The sequence below is a fragment of the Cupriavidus basilensis genome (assembly GCF_029335485.1).
GTDB classification, from domain to species: Bacteria; Pseudomonadota; Gammaproteobacteria; order Burkholderiales; family Burkholderiaceae; genus Cupriavidus; species Cupriavidus basilensis_E.
Map to the genome: position 1 here is coordinate 1 of NZ_JARJLM010000271.1, position 19593 is coordinate 19593.

Below are 19593 nucleotides of genomic sequence, written 5' to 3' on the forward strand. Positions count from 1 at the left end.
CGCGCGTGCCGGGGGAGGATGACCGGATTCCGTTGCCGCAGCGCAAGATCTGAGTGCGGCGGGCAGCTGTGCTGCCCGGCTTAACGCGTCAGACGGGGTTGGCCCAGGCCACCCGCGTGCCCTGTTGCAGGCACTCGCGGATCGCCTCGATCTGGGTGGCGATCGGTGCCGGCAGGGGCAGCTTGCCGTCCAGTACCAGGCGGATCCAGGCCGCGGTCTGGTCCACGTCGCTGCCGGGCGGCAGCTCCGGCACTTCGGCGATCGAGCCGGCAGTGGGGTCGACCAGGGTGCGCTGGTGCCCGTCATGCAGCCAGTCGATGCGGCCGCCACGGCGGGCATCGGCCACCACTTCGCCTTCGGTGCCCCGTGCCAGCAGGACATTGGCCGGTTCGCGCGAGAAGTAATCGGTGAGCGTTTCGCGATACTCGGGATGGGTGTAGCTGTACAGGCGCAGCGCTTCGGCCGGGGAATGCGCGCCGACCGGCTGCAGCATCTTGACCACCGTATGCGAGGAGTTGCGCAGGCCGATCTGCGTGCGCTTGTCGAGCAGGCGCGACAGTGCGGGCGACAGCACGTCGATCGGCAGCACCGCCAGCGGCCTGTCCTTGCTGCGAAGCTGGCCTTCGGCCTGTGCCACGGAGGCGCATGGCGCGATGCCCAGCGCCTCGAATAGCGAGATGCTGGTGACGCGCCCGTTGAACTGGCGCGTGCCGTGCACCAGCACGGGAATGCCTTCGCGCGCCAGCAGCAGGGCCAGCAGCGGCACCAGGTTGGGCTGCTTGCGCGCGCCGTTGTAGCTCGGGATGGACACCACGATGCGGTCCGGCGGCCCCGCCAGCGGCAGGCAATGCGCGTGCGCGGCATCCAGCATGCCGGCCAGTTCGTGCGGGGCCTCGCCCTTGATGCGATAGGCCATCAGCACCGCGCCCAGTTCGATATCGGCCACGCGGCCGGCCAGCATGGCGTCGAACAGGGCCTGCGCATCCTCGCGCGGCAGCGCGCGGGCGCCATTGACGCCCCGGCCGATTTCCTTGATGTACTTCGCCGCGGCGAACGGAGGCTGGGCGGGTGTCGCGGGTGCGGCTGGCGTGGTAGTCATGGCGGGCTGGGACAGTGTTGTTTGAGGTTCATGATAGCGGAGCAGGGCAGGCCGTGCCCATGGTATTGGCCAATGCCGGCGCTGTCAGTCCCGCTCCTGCTGCTGCACACTGGCCTTCAGCATCCCTTCAGGCGGCTTCTTTCAGCGCCGGATTGCGCTGCTTGCGATACAGGAAGTCCAGCACCGCGCTCCGGCAGGCGTGGTAGGTCTTGTCCCCGGCCAGCGCCATGCGTTCGCGCGGGCGGGGCAGGTCCACCGTCAGCACCTCGCCGATGGTGGCCGCCGGGCCATTGGTCATCATGACGATGCGGTCGGCCAGCAGCACGGCTTCATCCACGTCGTGGGTCACCATCACCACCGTGCTGCGCGTCTTGGCCACGATCTTGATCAGCTCGTCCTGGAGGTGAGCCCGCGTGAGCGCATCCAGCGCGCCGAAGGGCTCGTCCATCAGCAGCACCTTGGGCTCCATCGCCAACGCCCGCGCAATGCCCACGCGCTGTTTCATGCCGCCCGAGATTTCCTGCGGATACTTGTTTTCGGCGTGCGTGAGGCCGACCATGGCCAGCGTGCCGCGGGTGCGCGCCTTGAGTCCGGCCTTGCTTTCACTGCCGCCGAACACGCGTTCCACGCCCAGGTAGACGTTCTCGAAGCAGGTCAGCCAGGGCAGCAGCGAGTGGTTCTGGAATACCACCGCCCGGTCCGGGCCGGGTCCCGCGATCTCGCGTTCGGCGCAGATCAGCGCGCCGGCGCTGGGGCGGTCCAGGCCGGCCAGCAGGTTGAGCAGGGTGGACTTGCCGCAGCCCGAGTGGCCGATCAGCGTGATGAACTCGCCGCTGGCGATGTTCAGGTTGATATCGCGCAGGGCCACGAAGGGCCCCTTCCTGGTCTTGAAGGTCTGCCCGACGCCTTCGATACGGACGAACTTTTCCATGAGCTTCTCCTTGGCGCTGAGCGCGATTGGTGCCTCGGTTGCCGTCTTCAGTTGCCGTAGCTGAAGCGCCTGGCGAGCGTCAGCAAGGCGTATTCGAGCAGCAGCCCGACCACGCCGATGATGAAGATCGCGATGACGATGTGCTCCACCTTCAGGTTGTTCCACTCGTCCCACAGCCAGAAGCCGATCCCGGTGCCGCCGGTCAGCATCTCCGCAGCCACGATGACCAGCCATGCGGTGCCGATCGACAGCCGTACGCCGGTCAGCATGTAGGGCAGCACGGCCGGCAGCAGCACGCGGGTGAACACCTTCCACTCGGACAGGTCGAGCACGCGCGCGACGTTCAGGTAGTCCTGCGGCACGCGCGTCACGCCCACGGCGGTGTTGATCACCATCGGCCAGATCGAGCAGATGAAGATGGCCCAGATCGCCGCCGGGTTTGCCGACTTGAACAGCAGCAGGCCGATCGGCAGCCAGGCCAGCGGCGAGACCGGGCGCAGCAGGCTGATGATGGGCGCCATCATGGCGTTGAGAAAGGCGAAGCGGCCCAGCGCGAAGCCGGCCGGGATGCCGATCAGCGCCGCCAGGCCGAAGCCAGCGCCCACGCGCGCCAGCGATGCCAGCACGTTCCAGCCGATGCCCTGGTCGTTGGGGCCATTGCGGTAGAACGGGTCGGAGAACAGGGGCACGGCGGCTTGCCAGGTGGCGGCCGGCGTCGGAATGGCCGGGATCATGGCGGCGATGCCCTGCCATACCAGCAGGAACAGCGCAAAGCCGGCGAGAGGCGGTATCGCCTTCAGCACCGCCGCGCTCAGGGCGTCGAGCCATGCCGCGCGGCGGGCGTCGGCATGTTCGAGGGCTGGCTTGTGGCCTGGCAGGGCGGGTTCGGCGGCGGTGCCGTCGTCGGCGGGCGCGGCCTGGTTGCCGGCGTGGGTGGCCGGCTGGGCAAGTGCATTCACGTCAGGCTCCTTCAAGGGCCGGCGTGCTGGCACGCCGGCGTTCAAGCGGCAATCAAATGGATATCACCCGGAAAACGAAAGACTGCGAGAGGGCTGCGTTTCAGGCCTTGATCCTGAAACCGTCGGCATAGGCCTTCGGGTCCTTGCTGGCGTCCCACACCACGCCGTCCACCAGGCGCGCCGTGCGCAAGTCGCTCTTGGGCACCGGCACCTGCGCAGCGGCGGCGCCCTGCTTGTAGATGTCGATGCGGTTGACCTTCTTCGCCACGGCCAGGTAGTCGGGGTGATCCTTGAGCAGGCCCCAGCGCTTGTGCTGCGTGAGGAACCACATGCCGTCCGAAAGGAAGGGATAGTTGGTGTTGCCGTCCTGGTAGAACTTCATCGAGTCCGGGTCGTCCCAGGTTTTGCCCAGGCCGTTGCTGTAGCGGCCCAGCATGCGGTCCAGGATGATGTCCATGTCGGTGTTGACGTAGGACTTGGCGGCAATGGTCTCGGCGGTCTTGCGGCGATTGGAGGCCGAGGCGTCGATGTACTTCGATGCCTCCAGCACGGCGGCGACCATCGCGCGCGCGGTGTTGGGGTATTTCTGCACGAACTCGGCCGTGGTGCCCAACGTCTTCTCCGGATGGTCCTTCCAGATCGCTTGCGTGGTTTCCGCGGTAAAGCCGATCTTGTCGGCGATGGCGCGCGCGCCCCACGGTTCGCCCACGCAGAAGCCGTCCATATTGCCCACCCGCATATTGGCCACCATCTGCGGCGGCGGCACCGTGATGGCCTTGGCGTCCTGCATCGGGTTGATGCCGTTGGCCGCCAGCCAGTAGTACAGCCACATCGCGTGGGTGCCGGTGGGGAAGGTCTGGGCGAAGATGTACTCGCGCTTTTCCTTCATCATCAGCGCCTTCAGGCTAGCCCCATCCTTGACGCCTTTCTCGGCCAGCTTGGACGACAGCGTGATGGCCTGGCCATTGTGGTTCAGGTTCATCAGCACGGCCATGTCCTTCCTGGGGCCGCCGATGCCCAGCTGCACGCCGTAGATCAGGCCGTACAGCACATGGGCCGCATCCAGCTCGCCGTTGACCAGCTTGTCGCGCACGCCGGCCCAGGAGGCTTCCTTGGTGGGCGTGATCTTGATGCCGTGCTTCTTGTCGAAGCCGAGCGCGGCGGCCATCACGACCGAGGCGCAGTCCGTCAGCGGGATAAAGCCGATCCTCACCTCCGGCTTCTCCGGCGCGTCGGAGCCGGCCGCCCATGCGCCTGCGCGCACCAGGGGATCGATCAGCGTGATCACACTGGCGCCGGCGATGGTCGCCAGCGCACGGCGGCGGCCGCCGCTGGCGGGTACCGCATCGGCGCCGGCAATGCTGGCATCGGTGGCGACAGCGGCGTGCAGCGGCTTGGCAATCTTCAGGCGAGGGGGCATTCCACGGCTCCAGATAAAAAGCGTCCTGAACTGCGCCGCTTTCGCCAGAAATGCGGGGGCAGGTCAGGACGCCGTTGTCCCGTGATGCGGCGCGGCCGTCGTTGGCCGCGCACATCGGTTTGCAATCGGTCGTCGTTGGCCGATTGCGTGCCTATTACGCAAGCCGCGTGCCAATGGTCGCCGTCACTATGTTCCCGGCGGCGCGGGGCAGGTTTGTCCGGGAGCGGGGCGGCAGGCCGGCCCGCTGGAGCGGTGCCGGTGCGCGGCCGGTGCCGCGGCGGCTCCATGTTTGTGCATTGCACCAAGCCCGTGCGGGCGGCCGCCAGCCGGCGCCGCACGCTCAACTCATCACATCGATTACGCGCCGCGCGGCCTCGACCAGCTTGATGCCTCGTTCCATCGCCATGCTGCGCAGCCGCTTGTAAGCCTCATCCTCGCTCATGCCGCGCTCCTTCATCAGCAGGCCCTTGGCGCGCTCGACCTCCTTGCGCTCAGCCAGCTGCAGGCGCGTGGCATCCAGCTCGGCGCGCAGTTCCTGGTCCAGTTCGAAGCGCGCATAGGCCACGTCCAGCACGGTCTTGACGCGCTCCGCGCGCAGCCCGTCGACGATGTAGGCAGTGATGCCGGCAGACAGCGCGGCCTTGATGCGCCGGGCGTCGTCGTTGTCGGTAAAGAGCACGATGGGGCGCGGCGCGTGCTGGGTCGAGACACAGACATGCTCGACGGTGTCGCGGGCGGCGGACTCGGACGCGATGATGATCAGGTCGGGTTGCCGCGCGGCGATGGCGTCGGGCAGGCGCAGGTCGGCATCGACCGTCTCGATGTCGGTGAATCCCGCCGACACCAGGCCGGCGTGGATGGTTTCGACATTGAGCGGGTCGGCGTCGTGCGGGTCGCGGACCAACAGGATGCGCAGACCGCGCGAACCCGCCGCGGAAGCAGGCGCGGGATTCTTCGAACTGGGGGCGGCGGGTGGGCGTCGGTTCATGGCGTCACTTGGGATAGGGTTTGCCATGCAAGATTCGAGCCGGGCTGCTTTCCATTGTATTGCGGGGATTCCCGTATTCAATGTATGCGGGCGTACGCGGCCGGAATCGCCGGTGTATGCTATTGCCCTGCCGCGCGGCGGGGCGTCTGTTGGCGACGCCGCGTGCCGGTGCGTGGCCGACAACACAGCACAAGTCTGGAGAGATTGGATGACCGAATTCGTATTTGCCCCGCCGGCGCCCAATGGCGTGCCCGTGCGTGGCAGCAGCGCCCAGTTTCCGGTGCGCCGGGTCTACTGCGTGGGCCGCAACTATGCCGCCCATGCCCGTGAAATGGGTTCGGATCCCGATCGCGAACCGCCGTTTTTCTTCTGCAAGCCGGCCGACGCGGTGAGCTATGTGGCCGACGGCAACGAAGGCAGCTTCCCCTATCCGCAAGGCACCGGCAACTGCCACTATGAAGTGGAGCTGGTGGTGGCCATCGGCAAGGGCGGCAAGGACATCGCCGAGGCCGACGCCGCCAGCCACGTATTCGGCTACGCCGTCGGCCTGGACATGACGCGCCGCGATCTGCAGAACGAATCGAAGAAGACCGGCCGTCCCTGGGAAACCGGCAAGGCCTTCGACAAGTCCGCCCCGATCGGCCCGATCGTGCCGGTGTCCGCCATCGGCCATCCCGGCAAGGGCGCGGTGACGCTGTCGGTCAATGGCGCGGAGAAGCAGCGCGGCGATCTGTCCGACCTGATCTGGTCGGTGCCGGAGATGGTGTCCTATCTGTCGAAGCTGTTCGAGCTGCAACCCGGCGACCTCATCTACAGCGGCACGCCCGAAGGTGTGGGCCCGGTAGTGAAGGGCGATGTCATGCTGTGCAAGATCGACGGCGTGGGCGAGCTCGCCGTCAAGGTGGTGTGACGCAATGCTCAAGCTATACAGCTACTTCCGCAGCTCGGCCTCGTACCGGGTGCGCATCGCGCTGAGCCTGAAGGGACTGCCGTACGAGTACCTGCCGGTCCATTTGTTGCGCGACGGCGGCCAGCAGCTCCTGCCGGCCTATCGCGCGATGAATCCAGACGCGCTGGTGCCCACCCTGGTCGACGACGACCAGGTCCTGATGCAATCGGTGGCGATGGTCGAGTACCTCGACGAAACCCATCCCGAGCCGCCGTTGCTGCCGGGCAGCGCGCTCGACCGCGCCTATATCCGTGCCGTGGCGCTTGAAGTCGCGTGCGAGATCCATCCGCTCAACAACCTGCGCGTGCTGAAGTACCTCAAGCACACGCTGGGCGTGGCGGAAGAGGCCAAGGACGCATGGTACCGCCACTGGGTCGAAACCGGCTTCGAGTCGGTCAACGCCAACCTCGTGCGCGCGGGCAAGGCGGGGCGTTTCTGCTTCGGCGATACGCCGACCCTGGCCGACATCTGCCTGGTGCCCCAGGTCTTCAACGCGCAGCGCTTCAATATCGACGTCAGCCGCTATCCGGCCATCGCCAAGGTGTTCGATTCCTGCATGGCGCTGCCCGCGTTCCAGCAGGCCGAGCCCAAGGCGCAACCGGACGCCGAGTGACGATCCGCTTGTGGGACTGCGGCACGCCGCGGTCCGTGGCACGAAAAAGCCCCGCCAGATGCGCGGGGCTTTTTCGTGGAGCGTGACGGTCAGCCCAGCAACGCCTCGGCGAATTCGTCGGCCTTGAAGGGCTGCAGGTCTTCGACCTTCTCGCCCACGCCGATGAAGTAGACCGGTACCGGCCGCTGGCGCGCGATCGCGGCCAGGATGCCGCCCTTGGCGGTGCCGTCGAGCTTGGTCACCACCAGTCCGGTCAGTCCCAGCGCATCGTCGAAGGCCTTGACCTGGGACAGCGCGTTCTGGCCGGTATTGGCATCGATCACCAGCAGGCATTCGTGGGGGGCGGTCGGCATGGCCTTGCCGATGACGCGCTTGACCTTCTTCAGCTCCTCCATCAGGTGCAGCTGGGTCGGCAGGCGTCCCGCGGTATCGGCCATCACGATATCGATGCCGCGCGCGCGCGCCGCGTTGACGGCGTCGAAGATCACCGCGGCGGGGTCGCCGCTCTCCTGCGAGACCACGGTGACGTTGTTGCGCTCGCCCCAGATCGTCAGCTGCTCGCGCGCGGCGGCGCGGAAGGTGTCGCCGGCGGCCAGCAGCACGGACTGGTGGTAGCTCTGGAAGTGCTTGCACAGCTTGCCGATGCTGGTGGTCTTGCCGGCGCCGTTGACGCCCGCGATCATCATCACCAGCGGCTGCTCCCGGCCCAGCGCCATGGTCTTCTCGAGCGGGCGCAGCAGGTCGGTCAGCAGCTCGCGCAGCGCGATCTTGACGCCTTCGGAGGTCTCGATGCGTTCGTTCTTGACGCGGCGGCGCAGCGCGCTCAGCAGGTGCCCGGTCGCCTCGACGCCGGCGTCCGCCATGATCAGGGCGGTTTCCAGCTCTTCGAACAGGTCTTCGTCGACCTTGACCCCGACGAACAGCGTACCGAGATTGCGGCTGGTCTTGGACAGGCCGGTGCGCAGGCGCTGCATCCAGCCACGTCTGGCTTCGGCCGTGGCGGCGGGGGGCGGTGTCAGCACCAGGTCGTCGGCAGTCGCGACCGGAGCGAAAGCCGCAGCCTGGACCGGTGCGTTCGTCACCGGCGAAGCGGCCGGGACAGCCGCCGGGGCGGCCCGGACGCCGGGAAGCTGCGCTGGCGCGCTGGCTGGCGCCGGGGCGGGTATGACCTCGGGCGCGCAGACCTGCGCCTCGGGCGGCGCACTGGCCGGCTCGGCCTTGCGCTTCTTCCAGAAACTAAACATTGGGAAAGGGGTCAATACCCCGGTAGAATCAATCGCCAAAATTCTAGCAGACGGGGTCGCATGAACCATTGTGCTGTCAGGTCCAGGTCGGGTAACGCCCGTACCGCATCGCCACTTGCCGGAGCCGGCGCTTCTCGCCCGGCCGTTTTTTCCCGGCGCCTTCTTCCCACCCTGCTGTTGATCGCCCTGCCATGGTTCGGCGCAGCCCATGCCGAGACCGGCCTGGTGGCCCCGCCCGTGCCCTCCGGCCAGGCCACAGCCGCGCAAAGCGCCGCGGCGGAGGCCAGCACCACCGAATTCAAGCTGTCCAACGGCATGCGGGTGATTGTCAAGGAAGACCATCGCGCGCCCACCGTTGCGCACCAGATCTGGTATCGCGCCGGCGGCATGGACGAGGTCAGCGGCACCACGGGCGTGGCGCACATGCTCGAGCACATGATGTTCAAGGGTACACCAAAGGTTGGCCCAGGGGAGTTTTCCAAGCAGATCGCTGCCCTGGGCGGGCGTGAAAACGCCATGACCAACCGCGATTTCACCCTGTACTACCAGCAGATCAGCAAGCAGTACCTGCCCAAGATGATGGAACTGGAGGCCGACCGCATGGCCAACCTCATCATCAAGAAGGACGAGTTCGAGCGGGAAATGAAGGTGGTGATGGAAGAGCGGCGCCTGCGCACGGACGATTCCGCCCGCGGCACCGTCTACGAGCAGTTGCTGGCTACCGTGTTCACCGCGGCGGCCTATCGCCATCCCGTGATCGGCTGGCCGTCCGACCTGGACAATATGCGCGTCGAGGATGTGCAGGCCTGGTACCGCGACTGGTACGCGCCCAACAACGCGCTGCTGATCGTCACCGGCGATGTCAAGGCGGCCGAGGTCAAGGCGCTCGCCGAGCGTACCTACGGCAGGCTCAAGGCGCGCCCGCTGCCCTTGCGCAAGAACCAGCTCGAGCCGGCGCAGAAGGGTATCAAGCGGATCTGGGTCAAGGCCCCCGCGGAAAATCCGTATCTGGTGATGGCCTATAAGGTGCCGCGCCTGCATGACGTCGAAAAGGACGTCGACCCCTATGCGCTGGAGGTCCTCGCGGCCGTGCTCAACGGCTATGACAACGCCCGCCTGACGCGCGGCCTGGTGCGCGAGCGGCGCCTGGCCGACGATGTCAACGTCGGCTACGACAGCATCAATCGCGGCGAGTCGGTCTTCGTTGTCGACGGCACCCCGGCGGACGGCCATACGGCCGAAGAGATCGAGCGCGCCCTGCGCGACGAGATCGCCCGCGTCGCCCGCGACGGCGTTTCGCCCGAGGAGCTCAAGCGCGTCAAGGCGCAGGTGGTGGCGTCGCAGATCTACAAGCGCGACTCGGTGTTCGGCCAGGGCATGGAGATCGGCGTGGCCGAGATCTCCGGGCTTTCCTGGCACCAGCTCGACCGCATGCTCGAGAAGATCAAGACCGTGACGCCCGAGCAGGTGCAGGCCGTGGCGGCCAAGTACTTCAACGACGATAACCTGACGGTGGCGACCCTGCTGCCGCAGCCGATCGACCCGAACAAGCCGCAGGCGCCGGCCAACGCCGGCTCGCTTCGCTAAAGCCTTTCAGAGGACCGATGATGTCTCTCTTTGTCCCGACGATCCCGTCGCCACGCCAGCTGCGCCGCCTCGCGGTCGCGGCCTGCGGCGCGCTTGCCCTGATCGCCTCGCAGGCTGTACTGGCCGCCATCCCGATCGAGCAATGGACCACCTCCAGCGGCGCCCGCGTGTACTTCGTGCGCAGCCCGTCCATTCCGATGCTAGACGTCAACCTGGATTTCGACGCCGGCAGCCGCTATGACCCTCCCGGCAAGGCTGGCCTTGCCACGCTTGCCTCGGCCCTGCTCGACAAGGGCTCGGCCGCGCTGGACGGCCAGCCCGCGCGCAACGAGGCGCAGGTGGCCGATGCCTTCGCCGACACCGGCGCCGACTTCGGCGGTGCCGCCAGCAGCGATCGCGGCGGCATTGGCCTGCGCACGCTGACCTCCGAGCCGGAGCTCAGCCAGTCGCTTGCCCTGACCGCGCAACTGATCAAGGCACCGGCTTATCCGGATGCCGTGGTGGCGCGCGAGAAGCAACGCCTGATCACCGCCATCCGCGAGGCCGACACCAAGCCCGGCGTGATCGCCGACAAGATGATGTCGCGCGCGATCTATCCGGCCCACCCGTACGGCGTCTCGCCTACCGTGGCCTCGGTCGAGTCGATCACGCGGGCCGATATCGAACGCTTCTGGCGGGACAACTACGCGCCTTCGCGCGCCGTGCTGACGCTGATCGGCGCCATCGACCGCAAACAGGCCGAGGCCATCGCCGAGGAACTGACGCGCGGCTTGCCCGCGGGCACCGCGCCGCCGGCAATGCCGCCCGTGCAACCGACGATCCCCGCCAGCGAGCAGCGCGTGCCCCATCCGGCCCAGCAGGCCACGGTGGTGCTCGGCCAGCCGTCCATTGCGCGCGGCGACCCCGACTACTTCGCCCTGCTGGTGGGCAACTATGTCCTCGGCGGCGGTGGCTTCAGTTCGCGGCTGACCGACGAGGTGCGGGAAAAGCGTGGCCTGACCTACGGCGTCGACAGCTATTTCGCGCCGGCCAAGCAGGCCGGACCCTTCGGCATCGGCCTGCAAACCAAGAAGGCGCAGACCAACGAGGCGCTGGCGCTGGTGCGCAAGGTGCTCGCGCAATATGTGGCGGAAGGCCCCACCGACGCCGAGCTGCAGGCGGCCAGGGACAATCTCGTCAACGGCTTCCCGCTGCGCATCGACAGCAACCGCAAGCTGCTGACCAATGTGGCCAATATCGGCTGGTATGGGCTGCCGCTGGATTACCTCGATACCTGGACCGCGCAGATCGGCAAGGTCACGCGGGCCCAGGTCAAGGCTGCCTTCCAGCGCCATGTGCACCCCGATGCACTGGCGACCGTGATCGTGGGCGGACCGGAATAAGGCAACGACCGGCGTGGGCGCCGCGGGCCGGCGTCCCGGCACTCACGCTATCCTGCCCGCAGGCTCTACAATCACGGCATGAATTCCCGTACCCGATCTCCCTCGCCCGCTGTCCGCGGGCGAACCCCTTCCCCCTCGCCCCGGCAGTCGCCGGCCCAGGTCCGCATCATCGGCGGCAAGTGGAAGCGCACGCCGCTGCCCGTGCTTGACGCCGAAGGGTTGCGGCCCACCCCAGACCGCGTGCGGGAAACCCTGTTCAACTGGCTGGGCCAGGACATGTCCGGGCTGGCCTGCCTCGATCTGTTTGCCGGCTCGGGCGCACTTGGCTTCGAGGCCGCTTCGCGCGGCGCGCACCAGGTGACCATGGTGGAAGCCAATCCGCGCGTGGCGAAGCAGTTGCGCGATAACCAGTACCGGCTTGACGCGCAGCAGATCCGGGTGGTGCAGGGCGATGCTTTCGCCATGGCCGCGCAAATGCCCGCAGCCAGTTTCGACGTGGTGTTTCTCGACCCTCCATTCGCGGAGGACTGGCTCGGGCCGGCGTTGGAACACGCGGCGCGGCTGTCCCGGCCGGGCGGCGCGGTCTACGTGGAAACCGACCGCGCGCTGACCGGCCCGGATGCGCCGGTGCCGGCTGCGCTGGAAATCGTGCGGCATGCGCGCGCGGGTGCGGTGCATTTCCATTTGCTGCAGCACAAGAACAGCTGAGCCGCCGGCGGTCGCAGGCCGAATGGGCGGCCATCGCACGCAAGATGCGGCAGTGCCGCGAAACCGTGATGCGACGGCTTGCAAGTGCCGCTTTTAGCGTTACACTACGCCGCTGTCGCCAACGCTCGTCACGCAGCCTTGGCTCCAGCCCCCACCATAGCGGGGCGGGGCCGATCGGCCCATCCAGGGCCGGCGGCGGGCAGAATAAGGAGGAAGCATGGTCGTCGCGGTCTATCCCGGCACTTTCGATCCCATGACCCGGGGCCACGAGGATCTGGTGCGCAGAGCGTCCAACATCTTCGATGAACTCGTGGTTGGCGTGGCGCATAGCCCCAACAAGCGCCCGTTCTTTTCGCTGGAAGAGCGCATAGGCATCGCCCGTGAAGTGCTGGGCCACTATCCCAATGTGCGGGTGGAGGGTTTTTCCGGCCTGCTCAAGGATTTTGTGCGCAAGAACAATGCACGTGTGATCGTGCGGGGCCTGCGCGCCGTATCCGATTTCGAGTACGAGTTCCAGATGGCGGGCATGAACCGCTACCTGCTGCCGGACGTGGAAACCATGTTCCTGACGCCGTCCGACCAATATCAGTTTATCTCGGGCACCTTCGTGCGCGAGATTGCGGTGCTGGGCGGCGATGTCAGCAAGTTCGTATTCCCCTCGGTCGAGCGCTGGCTGCAGGAGAAGATCGGCAAAGCGGAATAAAATAGAGCTTTGCAACATGCCTGCCGCGGCCAGTCGGGCGCGGGGCATGTCTTTGGTTTAAAGGAAACACCATGGCACTGATGATCACCGACGACTGCATCAATTGCGACGTTTGTGAGCCCGAGTGCCCGAACGAAGCGATTTCGATGGGGCCCGAGATCTACGAGATCGACCCCAACAAATGCACGGAATGCGTCGGACACTTCGATGAACCGCAATGTCAGCAGGTCTGCCCTGTGGCTTGCATCCCGCATGATCCCAAGCGGATCGAGACGCGCGAGGTCCTGATGGACCGCTACCGGCTGCTGACCGCAGCCAAGCGGGTGGCCTGAGGCCGCCGGCTGGGTCCGGGATGGCGGCCCCTATGCAAGTTGATAGGGTATCCGCACACCTGGCTCGCCGGTAGGGAAGTCTTTGGTATTACGCGTGACCGGCAGCAGCGAATGCTCTTGCGCGCAAGCCCGGATAATGGCACCCCTTTCGGATCTTGACCCCGGGGTGGCAAGCGCGCGCGAACGGCGGTTCAGCGTGCCGTATGCAATGCCATCATGGCGCGTTCGGACTCGCCCTTGGCCAGCAGCGCCAGCGGCGCCATGCTGTGGTCGATGGCTTCGTCGATGGCTTGCTGTTCCTCGCGGCGCGGCGGTTTCAGCACAAAGTTGACCACATCCTCGCGGTCGCCGCCACCGCCCGCCGAATTGCGCGGGTGACCGACGCCAAGCCGCAGGCGCCAGTAATCCTGCGTCGTCAGGTGAGCCGAAATATCCTTGAGGCCGTTGTGGCCACCCGCGCCGCCGCCACGCTTGAGCTTGACGGTACCGGCAGGCAGGTCCATCTCGTCGTGGGCCACCAGGATCTCGTCCGGCAGGATCTTGTAGAAGCGCGCCAGCGATACCACGGAGAGACCGGAACGGTTCATGAAAGTGGACGGCTTGAGCAGCCAGATTTCCTGGTCCCACAGCCGGGCGCGCGCGGCCAGGCCGTGGAAACGGCCTTCCACGCGCAGGGTGACGCTGGCCATGCGGGCCAGCTGGTCTACCAGCCAGAAGCCGGCATTGTGGCGTGTGGCTTCGTATTCCGCCCCGGGGTTGCCGAGGCCGACGATGAGTTTGATCATGCGTTGCGCTACTTGGTTGGGGGACTAACTGCGACTGCTTAACGGCGTAACTTCACAGTCAAAGGCCGTTTCACCTCCCCTCGGGGAGTCGAACCTTCACGGCTCGCTTCGCATCGCCGTGGGCCGTCAGGGGCCAAGCATACGCGAAACGACGCACGAAAAAAAACCGCCGGACGCGCCGGCGGTTTTTTCTTGCGGCTGCGGGAGCCGTCCCGGTACGCAGCCTGAAGGCTGCGTTCAGGGCACTCAGGCAGCGGGCGTTTCGCCTTCGGCAGCTTCCGACACGCCACCAGCCGGCAGCGAGATGCTGGCGATAGCGGGGTTTTCGTCGCCGTGGGTGATGGCGCTGACGCCCTTCGGCAGCTTGATGTCCGACAGGTGCAGGGTCTGGCCCAGTTCCGCATTGCCCAGATCCACTTCGAGGAACTCAGGCAGGTCGGCCGGCAGGCACGACACTTCCAGTTCGTTCAGGATGTGGTTGACGATGCCATGGCCCAGCTTCACGCCCGGGGCGTTTTCCTGGTTCATGAAGTGCAGCGGCACCTTGACGTGGATCTTGTCGGTGGCCGACACGCGCTGGAAGTCGACGTGCAGGACCAGCGGCTTGAACGGGTGCATCTGGAAAGCGCGCAGCAGGGCCTTTTCAGCCTTGCCTTCCACTTCGATGTCGAGGATCGACGAGTGGAACGCTTCTTTCTTCAGCGCGTGGAACAGTGCGTTGTGATCGAGTTCGATCATCTTGGGTTCGGCAGCGCCGCCATAGATGATGCCGGGGGTCTTGCCGGCGTTGCGCAGGCGGCGGCTCGCACCCGTTCCCTGTACGCTACGCTCGAAGGCTACTACTTTCATGATGACTCCAAATGTAAGAGGGCTGTCCGCGACCAGACAGCCCGATGAGAACCGCGCCATGTGCTGCAATCCGGGGATGTTCCCCAAAAAAGCGACGAAAACGCGGTAAAGCCTTGAATTCTATCAGGAATCCGCAAACAGCGACATGATCGAGTCGCCCTTGACGATCCGGGTAAATGTTTCGGCCAGCAGCGAGGCGGTCGAGAGCTGGCGAATCTTGCCGGACTGGATGGCATCGTCGCGCAGCGGAATGGTGTCGCACACCACCACTTCATCCAGCTCGGAGTCGGCGATACGGGCAGCCGCGCCGCCGGACAGCACCGGATGGGTGCAGTAGGCGAAGACCTTCAGCGCGCCACGCTCCTTGAGCACCTGAGCTGCCTTGCACAGCGTGCCGCCGGTGTCGATCATATCGTCCATGATCACGCAGTTGCGGCCGTCGACTTCACCGATGATGTTCATCACCTCGGCCACGTTGGCCTTGGGGCGACGCTTGTCGATGATGGCCAGGTCGCAGTTCAGCTGCTTGGCCAGCGCACGGGCGCGCACCACGCCGCCGACGTCGGGAGAGACCACCAGCAGATTGCCGTAGTTCTTCTCGCGCAGGTCGCCCAGCAGAACCGGGGAGGCGTAGATGTTGTCAACCGGGATATCGAAGAAGCCCTGGATCTGGTCGGCGTGGAGGTCCATGGTCAGGACGCGCTCGACACCGGCGACTTCCAGCATATTGGCAACCACCTTGGCCGAGATCGCGACACGCGCCGAGCGCGGGCGGCGATCCTGGCGGGCATAGCCGAAGTAGGGCATGGCGGCGGTGATGCTGCGTGCCGAGGCGCGCTTGAGCGCATCGACCATCACCATCAGTTCCATCAGGTTATCGTTGGTCGGCGCGCAGGTGGACTGCAGCACGATGACGTGCTTGCCGCGAACGTTTTCCTGGATTTCGACTTGAACTTCGCCGTCGGAGAAGCGGCCTACCTGCGCCTTGCCGAGTGGGATGCCGAGGTGCTGTACGACAGCCTCCGCGAGTTTGGGGTTGGCGTTGCCGGTAAATACCATCAAGCCTTCGCTGCTCATTCGGGGCACCTGTCTTGCTGCTGGGGGAAAGACTGCTGCCGGCTATTGCCGGCAGCTTGTCATGCATGTCCGTTAGGACACTATAGGAATGTAATGGCAGGGGAAGAAGGATTCGAACCTTCGAATGCCGGAATCAAAATCCGGTGCCTTGACCAACTTGGCGACTCCCCTACACAACCGGGCACGTTCATCGTCACAAACAACTGCGACGCCAAACGAAAAACTTTTCTATGCGAGCGCTGCGAGCGGGTGATGCGATAAACTCCTCGCACACCTGCCATCCCATTCGGGAGGCAACCGGTCTAGTACCTGCTGCGCCGTCTGCTCGTCATCAAACCGTGCAAACACGCAGGCTCCGGAACCGGTCATCCTTGCATGGGGACTGTATTGTCTCAGCCATTCAAGGGCTCGGGCAACTTCGCCGAACTTCACTGTTGCTATCGTTTCCAGATCGTTGCAACCGAAAGCGAATTTGTTTTTGCATCCAGTGAAGTCCGCTATTATGCTGACCGGAGTATCCCTTGTCAAGCGTTGGTCTGAAAAAATTGCAGCGGTCGGAACATGCTGGCGCGGATGGACGATCACGAACCAGCTTTCGGGCAATGTCACCGTGGCCAGTTCCTCGCCGATGCCCTCCGCAAAGGCGTTTTCGCCGTGCAGGAAAAAGGGCACGTCCGCACCCAGGGCAAGGCCGATGCGCTTGAGCGCTTCCCGTTCCAGTCCCAGGCCCCACAGATGATTGAGGGCCAGCAGCGTGGTGGCGGCGTCTGAAGAGCCCCCGCCGATACCGCCGCCCATCGGCAGCCGCTTGGCGATGGCGATGTCCGCGCCGAACGTGGTGCCGCTGGCCTGCTGCAAGGCGCGCGCAGCGCGCACGATCAGGTCGCTTTCGGCCGGCACACCTGGCACCTCGGTAGTCCGTTCTATGCGGCCGTCTTTACGGCGGTGGAAGTCCAGCGTATCGCACCAGTCGACCAGCTGGAATACCGTCTGCAGCGTGTGATAGCCATCCGCGCGCCGTCCGGTGACGTGCAGGAAGAGGTTGAGCTTGGCGGGTGCCGGGCAGTCGCGCAGATCCGGCGGGGGCAGGGGGCGGGCCGTGTTCATTGCGCTTGCTCCGGATCGATCACAAGGCGTACCGAGAGCGGGCTGGCGTCGCCGTCGCGCGCGAGGTCGATGCGGCGCGGACTTGCAGCGGCCGATGTTGCCGGCGCGGCGGCGGACGGTTCCTGCCATGCCATATAGCGCACGGTCCAGCCGTTTTGCGCCAGCGTGGCCAGGCGCCCGCTATCGTCGCGCGTGGTGCGGGCCGGGCTGCCGGGCGCGGGCCGGGCATGCAGCCAGTCGCGCATGCCGGCCACGGGCAGCGAGAAGCCAAGCGCCTCTTCCAGCAGGGTATCGACCTCGGGTGCGTTGCGCGGTGCCTGGTTAGGCAGGTCGAGCGTCGCGCCCGAGGGCGTCGAGGTGACCACCGCCAGGGTCTGGCCCAGCGGCGAGATCAGGTCCAGGCGCACATTGCGGCCCTGCTCATGCCAGCGAAAGTTGCCTTGCACGCCTTCTTCGCGGCCGTAGCGCACATAGTTTGCGGCGAAGCGGCCGCTAAGGTCGCGCACCGCGGCGGCCTCGCCCGCGTCGAACTGGCGCGTGGGTGTAATGGAGGCACAGGCGGCAAGCCAGAGTGGGGCGGTCAGGCAGAGCAGGGCTAGGCGTCGGGATGTGGGCATGGCGTTCGGCTTGCGCACCGGCGCACGGCGGCGCCGGTGTGCCGGTCCGGGCGAGGCCCGGCCGGCAGAGGATTGCGGGCTATCTGGAAGGGCGGCGGCTCACTTGGTGAGCGCGGAGAGCGGCACGTTATAGCGGCGCAGGGTATCGATCAGGGTGACGTTGTCCGGCTCGATCTTGGCGGCTTCCGTCCAGGTCTTGCGCGCCTCGTCCTGCTGGCCGAGCTGCCAGAGCACCTCGCCCAGGTGGGCGCCGATTTCCGCTTCGGGGGCCTTGGCGTAGGCGTTCCTGAGCAGATCGGCCGCGGGCTGCAGCTGACCCAGGCGGAATTTGACCCAGGCCAGGCTATCCATGATGTAAGGATCGTCCGGGCCCAGCGCGGAGGCCTTCTCCAGCAGCTGGAGGGCTTCCGGCAAGCGCACGTTGCGGTCCGCCAGCGAGTAGCCGAGCGCGTTATAGCCCTGCTTTTGATCCGGCTGCATGGCGATCACGCGGCGCAGGCGTTTTTCCATGCTGTCGTAACGCTTCTCGCGTTCGTCGAGCATGGCCAGCTCATAGAGCCAGTCGGAGTTGTCGGGCTCGGCCGCGGTGCGCTCTTCCAGGACCTTGCGGGCACGGTCGTAGGACTTGGCGTCGATCAGCATGCCAACCTCGGCCTGGCGGATCGCGATCATGCGCTGCGCGCGCTGGTCGGGCTCGGCAATATCCTCGGCATCCGCCAGCATGTCGTTGAACACGGACTGGGCATCATCGAGCTTGCCCAGCCGGCCCAGCAGCTGCGCGCGCTTGACGGCGGCGGCGGGCGCCAGGCGGCTATCGTCGATACGGTCGAGCCAGGCGATGGCGGCCGGATAGTCCTTCTTTTCCTCGGCGATCTGCGCCAGGTATTGGTAGGCGATATCCGGGCTGGCGGCCGGGACCTGCTCGGCCAGCTGCAGGTATTCCTTCAGGTACTGCTCGGCTTCGTCATAGCGCTTGGACTGCAGGCTGGTGAGGCCGAGGGCGAGCGGTACGCGCGGGTCCTTGGGGGCAATCTTGCGCAGGGTTTCGAATTCGGTGCGCGCGGCCGGGAGTTCGTTCTGCTGCAGGTAGAGGCGCGCCAGCGTGATGTGTCCGTTGACCGAGGCAGGGGCCCTGCTGACGAACGCCTTCAGCCCCGCGATGGCCTGGTCCGGGGCACCGTCGGCGCGCAGTTCGGCGGCCATCAGGGCGGCGGCTTCGTAGTCGGGGCGGATACGCAGGGCCTGGTCGAGCTCGGTCAGGGCGCCGGGGATATCGCTCGCGGTTTCCCTGGCGCGGGCCAGTGCAAGGCGGGTCTCGGCCGAGCCCATGTCGTTCGCCACCAGGCGCTGCAGCAGGGCAGCCGCGCCGGCGGGATCACTGGTGCGCGAGAGTTGCTGCTGCATCTGGAGGATGGCTTCCGGGCGGTGGCTGGGCGGCACGCCATTGAGCTGCAGCGCCAGCAGCGGCTCGGCCTCATCCCAGCGGCCGCTCAGGACCAGCAAGGTCGAAAGCACCTGGCGCGCGCCGGCCGAGGTGGGGGCGAGTTCGTTCCACAACCGCGCCGCGTCGAGCGCTTGCAGCGCGCTGCGCGCATTGAAGGCGATCTCGGTAGCGCGCTGCGCGAAGCGCGGATCGCGCGTGTCGCGGGCCAGCTCGAGGAACGTCTGGTAGGCTGGGCCCGCCAGGCCGCGCTGGGCGGAGATCTCCGCCGCCATGACCCGGTACAGGATGTCTGCCGTCAGCGGCACCGACGGCAGCGGCATTTTCGGCGGCAGCAGATTCGAGCGGCCTGGCGTGGCTTCCGCCGCTGGCCTGCTCGCCGGCTTGCCCTCGCTGGGGGCGGCGTGACCGGCGAGCGGCGCCAGGGCGCAGGCCGCGAGCGCGGCTGCAGCCGTTGCTGCAAGCCTGTGACGCAGAGGCCGCCGGAAAGAGAATAATTGAGCGGTGGTCATCGAGGTACGGTCCAGGCGGTCCGACATGTGGGTGGGTGCTCCAGCACGCAAGGCGATGGGAAAGGTAAAGGCATTGTAGCCTGCCGCTACAATGCCTTGCTTATCCGCATGGCGCCAGTATGGCTGGGGTCTCTGGCGGTTTGAGTGGCACAAAAGGGAGAGGTTCGATGCCTGAGTTGCCGGAGGTCGAAGTGACCCGGCGCGGCTTGCTGCCGCATGTGGTGGGGCGGCGCATTGCCGACGTGGTGGTGCGTCATCGCGGGCTGCGCTGGCCCGTCGCGCCGGATCTC

The 19593-nt window shown here is 66.4% G+C and carries 20 protein-coding genes, 1 tRNA gene and 1 pseudogene; 8 read left to right on the plus strand and 14 right to left on the minus strand.

Annotated elements, in window-relative coordinates; genetic code table 11:
• Positions 1–88: 88 nt before the first annotated feature.
• From ybiB to P3W85_RS15835, 5 genes are all read right to left on the minus strand, one after another.
• Entirely contained in the window at positions 89–1099 is a 1011-nt protein-coding gene (ybiB, locus tag P3W85_RS15815; protein WP_017228170.1) for a DNA-binding protein YbiB, read from the minus strand.
• A gap of 127 nt (positions 1100–1226) precedes the next feature.
• On the minus strand, positions 1227–2030 hold the full coding sequence (locus P3W85_RS15820; RefSeq protein ID WP_276265492.1) for an ABC transporter ATP-binding protein: 804 nt from the start codon (positions 2028–2030) through the stop codon (positions 1227–1229).
• 47 nt (positions 2031–2077) lie between these two features.
• The gene (gene ntrB, locus P3W85_RS15825) at positions 2078–2989 is read right to left on the minus strand and encodes a nitrate ABC transporter permease (protein WP_430869556.1); all 912 of its coding nucleotides are present in this window, start codon (positions 2987–2989) and stop codon (positions 2078–2080) included.
• Between the two features lie 100 nt (positions 2990–3089).
• On the minus strand, positions 3090–4409 hold the full coding sequence (locus tag P3W85_RS15830; RefSeq protein ID WP_276265493.1) for a CmpA/NrtA family ABC transporter substrate-binding protein: 1320 nt from the start codon (positions 4407–4409) through the stop codon (positions 3090–3092).
• Between the two features lie 340 nt (positions 4410–4749).
• Entirely contained in the window at positions 4750–5397 is a 648-nt protein-coding gene (locus tag P3W85_RS15835) for an ANTAR domain-containing response regulator (RefSeq protein WP_276265494.1), read from the minus strand.
• Positions 5398–5605: 208 nt separating this feature from the next.
• Between P3W85_RS15835 and P3W85_RS15840 the strand changes: the two genes are divergently transcribed.
• Positions 5606–6307 carry a fumarylacetoacetate hydrolase family protein gene (locus P3W85_RS15840; RefSeq protein ID WP_276265495.1) on the plus strand — a complete coding sequence of 234 codons (702 nt, stop codon included), beginning with the start codon at positions 5606–5608 and terminating at the stop codon, positions 6305–6307.
• Between the two features lie 4 nt (positions 6308–6311).
• Positions 6312–6959: a maleylacetoacetate isomerase gene (gene maiA, locus P3W85_RS15845; RefSeq protein ID WP_017229702.1), complete on the plus strand. Its 648-nt coding sequence runs from the start codon at positions 6312–6314 to the stop codon at positions 6957–6959.
• A gap of 89 nt (positions 6960–7048) precedes the next feature.
• Here maiA and ftsY read toward each other — a convergent pair whose 3' ends face one another.
• Entirely contained in the window at positions 7049–8203 is a 1155-nt protein-coding gene (ftsY, locus tag P3W85_RS15850; RefSeq protein WP_276265496.1) for a signal recognition particle-docking protein FtsY, read from the minus strand.
• A 60-nt stretch (positions 8204–8263) separates the two neighbouring features.
• Here ftsY and P3W85_RS15855 point away from each other — a divergent pair, with 60 nt between their 5' ends.
• The 5 genes from P3W85_RS15855 to P3W85_RS15875 all read left to right on the plus strand — a co-directional run bounded on the left by P3W85_RS15855 (position 8264) and on the right by P3W85_RS15875 (position 12915).
• Positions 8264–9790 carry a M16 family metallopeptidase gene (locus tag P3W85_RS15855; protein WP_276265497.1) on the plus strand — a complete coding sequence of 509 codons (1527 nt, stop codon included), beginning with the start codon at positions 8264–8266 and terminating at the stop codon, positions 9788–9790.
• 20 nt (positions 9791–9810) lie between these two features.
• The gene (locus tag P3W85_RS15860) at positions 9811–11172 is read left to right on the plus strand and encodes a M16 family metallopeptidase (protein WP_276265504.1); all 1362 of its coding nucleotides are present in this window, start codon (positions 9811–9813) and stop codon (positions 11170–11172) included.
• 78 nt (positions 11173–11250) lie between these two features.
• Entirely contained in the window at positions 11251–11880 is a 630-nt protein-coding gene (rsmD, locus tag P3W85_RS15865) for a 16S rRNA (guanine(966)-N(2))-methyltransferase RsmD (protein ID WP_276265498.1), read from the plus strand.
• A gap of 217 nt (positions 11881–12097) precedes the next feature.
• Positions 12098–12583 (plus strand): pantetheine-phosphate adenylyltransferase, encoded by a 486-nt coding sequence (coaD, locus tag P3W85_RS15870; protein ID WP_011515175.1) that lies wholly within the window; start codon positions 12098–12100, stop codon positions 12581–12583.
• 71 nt (positions 12584–12654) lie between these two features.
• On the plus strand, positions 12655–12915 hold the full coding sequence (locus tag P3W85_RS15875; protein WP_017229698.1) for a YfhL family 4Fe-4S dicluster ferredoxin: 261 nt from the start codon (positions 12655–12657) through the stop codon (positions 12913–12915).
• Between the two features lie 30 nt (positions 12916–12945).
• Here P3W85_RS15875 and P3W85_RS15880 read toward each other — a convergent pair.
• The 8 genes and pseudogenes from P3W85_RS15880 to P3W85_RS15915 all read right to left on the minus strand — a co-directional run.
• Positions 12946–13056, minus strand: a pseudogene (locus tag P3W85_RS15880) (VapC toxin family PIN domain ribonuclease); the annotation flags it as partial.
• A gap of 50 nt (positions 13057–13106) precedes the next feature.
• Positions 13107–13700 carry an aminoacyl-tRNA hydrolase gene (gene pth / locus P3W85_RS15885; RefSeq protein WP_276265499.1) on the minus strand — a complete coding sequence of 198 codons (594 nt, stop codon included), beginning with the start codon at positions 13698–13700 and terminating at the stop codon, positions 13107–13109.
• A 246-nt stretch (positions 13701–13946) separates the two neighbouring features.
• The gene (locus tag P3W85_RS15890) at positions 13947–14549 is read right to left on the minus strand and encodes a 50S ribosomal protein L25/general stress protein Ctc (RefSeq protein ID WP_017229696.1); all 603 of its coding nucleotides are present in this window, start codon (positions 14547–14549) and stop codon (positions 13947–13949) included.
• Positions 14550–14672: 123 nt separating this feature from the next.
• A complete protein-coding gene (locus P3W85_RS15895) occupies positions 14673–15626 on the minus strand; it encodes a ribose-phosphate pyrophosphokinase (RefSeq protein WP_017229695.1) in 954 nt (317 codons plus the stop codon).
• A gap of 94 nt (positions 15627–15720) precedes the next feature.
• A tRNA-Gln gene (locus P3W85_RS15900) sits at positions 15721–15797 on the minus strand.
• 57 nt (positions 15798–15854) lie between these two features.
• Entirely contained in the window at positions 15855–16733 is an 879-nt protein-coding gene (gene ispE / locus P3W85_RS15905) for a 4-(cytidine 5'-diphospho)-2-C-methyl-D-erythritol kinase (protein WP_276265500.1), read from the minus strand.
• On the minus strand, positions 16730–17350 hold the full coding sequence (lolB, locus tag P3W85_RS15910; RefSeq protein WP_276265501.1) for a lipoprotein insertase outer membrane protein LolB: 621 nt from the start codon (positions 17348–17350) through the stop codon (positions 16730–16732). Before lolB ends, ispE begins: the two co-directional genes overlap by 4 nt.
• Positions 17351–17449: 99 nt before the next feature.
• Complete coding sequence (locus tag P3W85_RS15915) at positions 17450–19330, minus strand: tetratricopeptide repeat protein (protein WP_276265502.1); 1881 nt, start codon at positions 19328–19330, stop codon at positions 17450–17452.
• 140 nt (positions 19331–19470) lie between these two features.
• Between P3W85_RS15915 and P3W85_RS15920 the strand changes: the two genes are divergently transcribed.
• A partial coding sequence (locus P3W85_RS15920; RefSeq protein ID WP_276265505.1) for a DNA-formamidopyrimidine glycosylase family protein occupies positions 19471–19593 on the plus strand: 123 nt, incomplete at its 3' end.

What these genes read in the sequence shown, in the direction of transcription:
- ybiB (WP_017228170.1), bottom strand. Translation starts at nt 1,099, where the DNA reads ATGACTACCACGCCAGCCGCACCCGCGACACCCGCCCAGCCTCCGTTC.
- P3W85_RS15820 (WP_276265492.1), bottom strand. Translation starts at nt 2,030, where the DNA reads ATGGAAAAGTTCGTCCGTATCGAAGGCGTCGGGCAGACCTTCAAGACC.
- P3W85_RS15830 (WP_276265493.1), bottom strand. Translation starts at nt 4,409, where the DNA reads ATGCCCCCTCGCCTGAAGATTGCCAAGCCGCTGCACGCCGCTGTCGCC.
- P3W85_RS15835 (WP_276265494.1), bottom strand. Translation starts at nt 5,397, where the DNA reads ATGAACCGACGCCCACCCGCCGCCCCCAGTTCGAAGAATCCCGCGCCT.
- P3W85_RS15840 (WP_276265495.1), top strand. Translation starts at nt 5,606, where the DNA reads ATGACCGAATTCGTATTTGCCCCGCCGGCGCCCAATGGCGTGCCCGTG.
- maiA (WP_017229702.1), top strand. Translation starts at nt 6,312, where the DNA reads ATGCTCAAGCTATACAGCTACTTCCGCAGCTCGGCCTCGTACCGGGTG.
- ftsY (WP_276265496.1), bottom strand. Translation starts at nt 8,203, where the DNA reads ATGTTTAGTTTCTGGAAGAAGCGCAAGGCCGAGCCGGCCAGTGCGCCG.
- P3W85_RS15855 (WP_276265497.1), top strand. Translation starts at nt 8,264, where the DNA reads ATGAACCATTGTGCTGTCAGGTCCAGGTCGGGTAACGCCCGTACCGCA.
- P3W85_RS15860 (WP_276265504.1), top strand. Translation starts at nt 9,811, where the DNA reads ATGTCTCTCTTTGTCCCGACGATCCCGTCGCCACGCCAGCTGCGCCGC.
- rsmD (WP_276265498.1), top strand. Translation starts at nt 11,251, where the DNA reads ATGAATTCCCGTACCCGATCTCCCTCGCCCGCTGTCCGCGGGCGAACC.
- coaD (WP_011515175.1), top strand. Translation starts at nt 12,098, where the DNA reads ATGGTCGTCGCGGTCTATCCCGGCACTTTCGATCCCATGACCCGGGGC.
- P3W85_RS15875 (WP_017229698.1), top strand. Translation starts at nt 12,655, where the DNA reads ATGGCACTGATGATCACCGACGACTGCATCAATTGCGACGTTTGTGAG.
- pth (WP_276265499.1), bottom strand. Translation starts at nt 13,700, where the DNA reads ATGATCAAACTCATCGTCGGCCTCGGCAACCCCGGGGCGGAATACGAA.
- P3W85_RS15890 (WP_017229696.1), bottom strand. Translation starts at nt 14,549, where the DNA reads ATGAAAGTAGTAGCCTTCGAGCGTAGCGTACAGGGAACGGGTGCGAGC.
- P3W85_RS15895 (WP_017229695.1), bottom strand. Translation starts at nt 15,626, where the DNA reads ATGAGCAGCGAAGGCTTGATGGTATTTACCGGCAACGCCAACCCCAAA.
- ispE (WP_276265500.1), bottom strand. Translation starts at nt 16,733, where the DNA reads ATGAACACGGCCCGCCCCCTGCCCCCGCCGGATCTGCGCGACTGCCCG.
- lolB (WP_276265501.1), bottom strand. Translation starts at nt 17,350, where the DNA reads ATGCCCACATCCCGACGCCTAGCCCTGCTCTGCCTGACCGCCCCACTC.
- P3W85_RS15915 (WP_276265502.1), bottom strand. Translation starts at nt 19,330, where the DNA reads ATGTCGGACCGCCTGGACCGTACCTCGATGACCACCGCTCAATTATTC.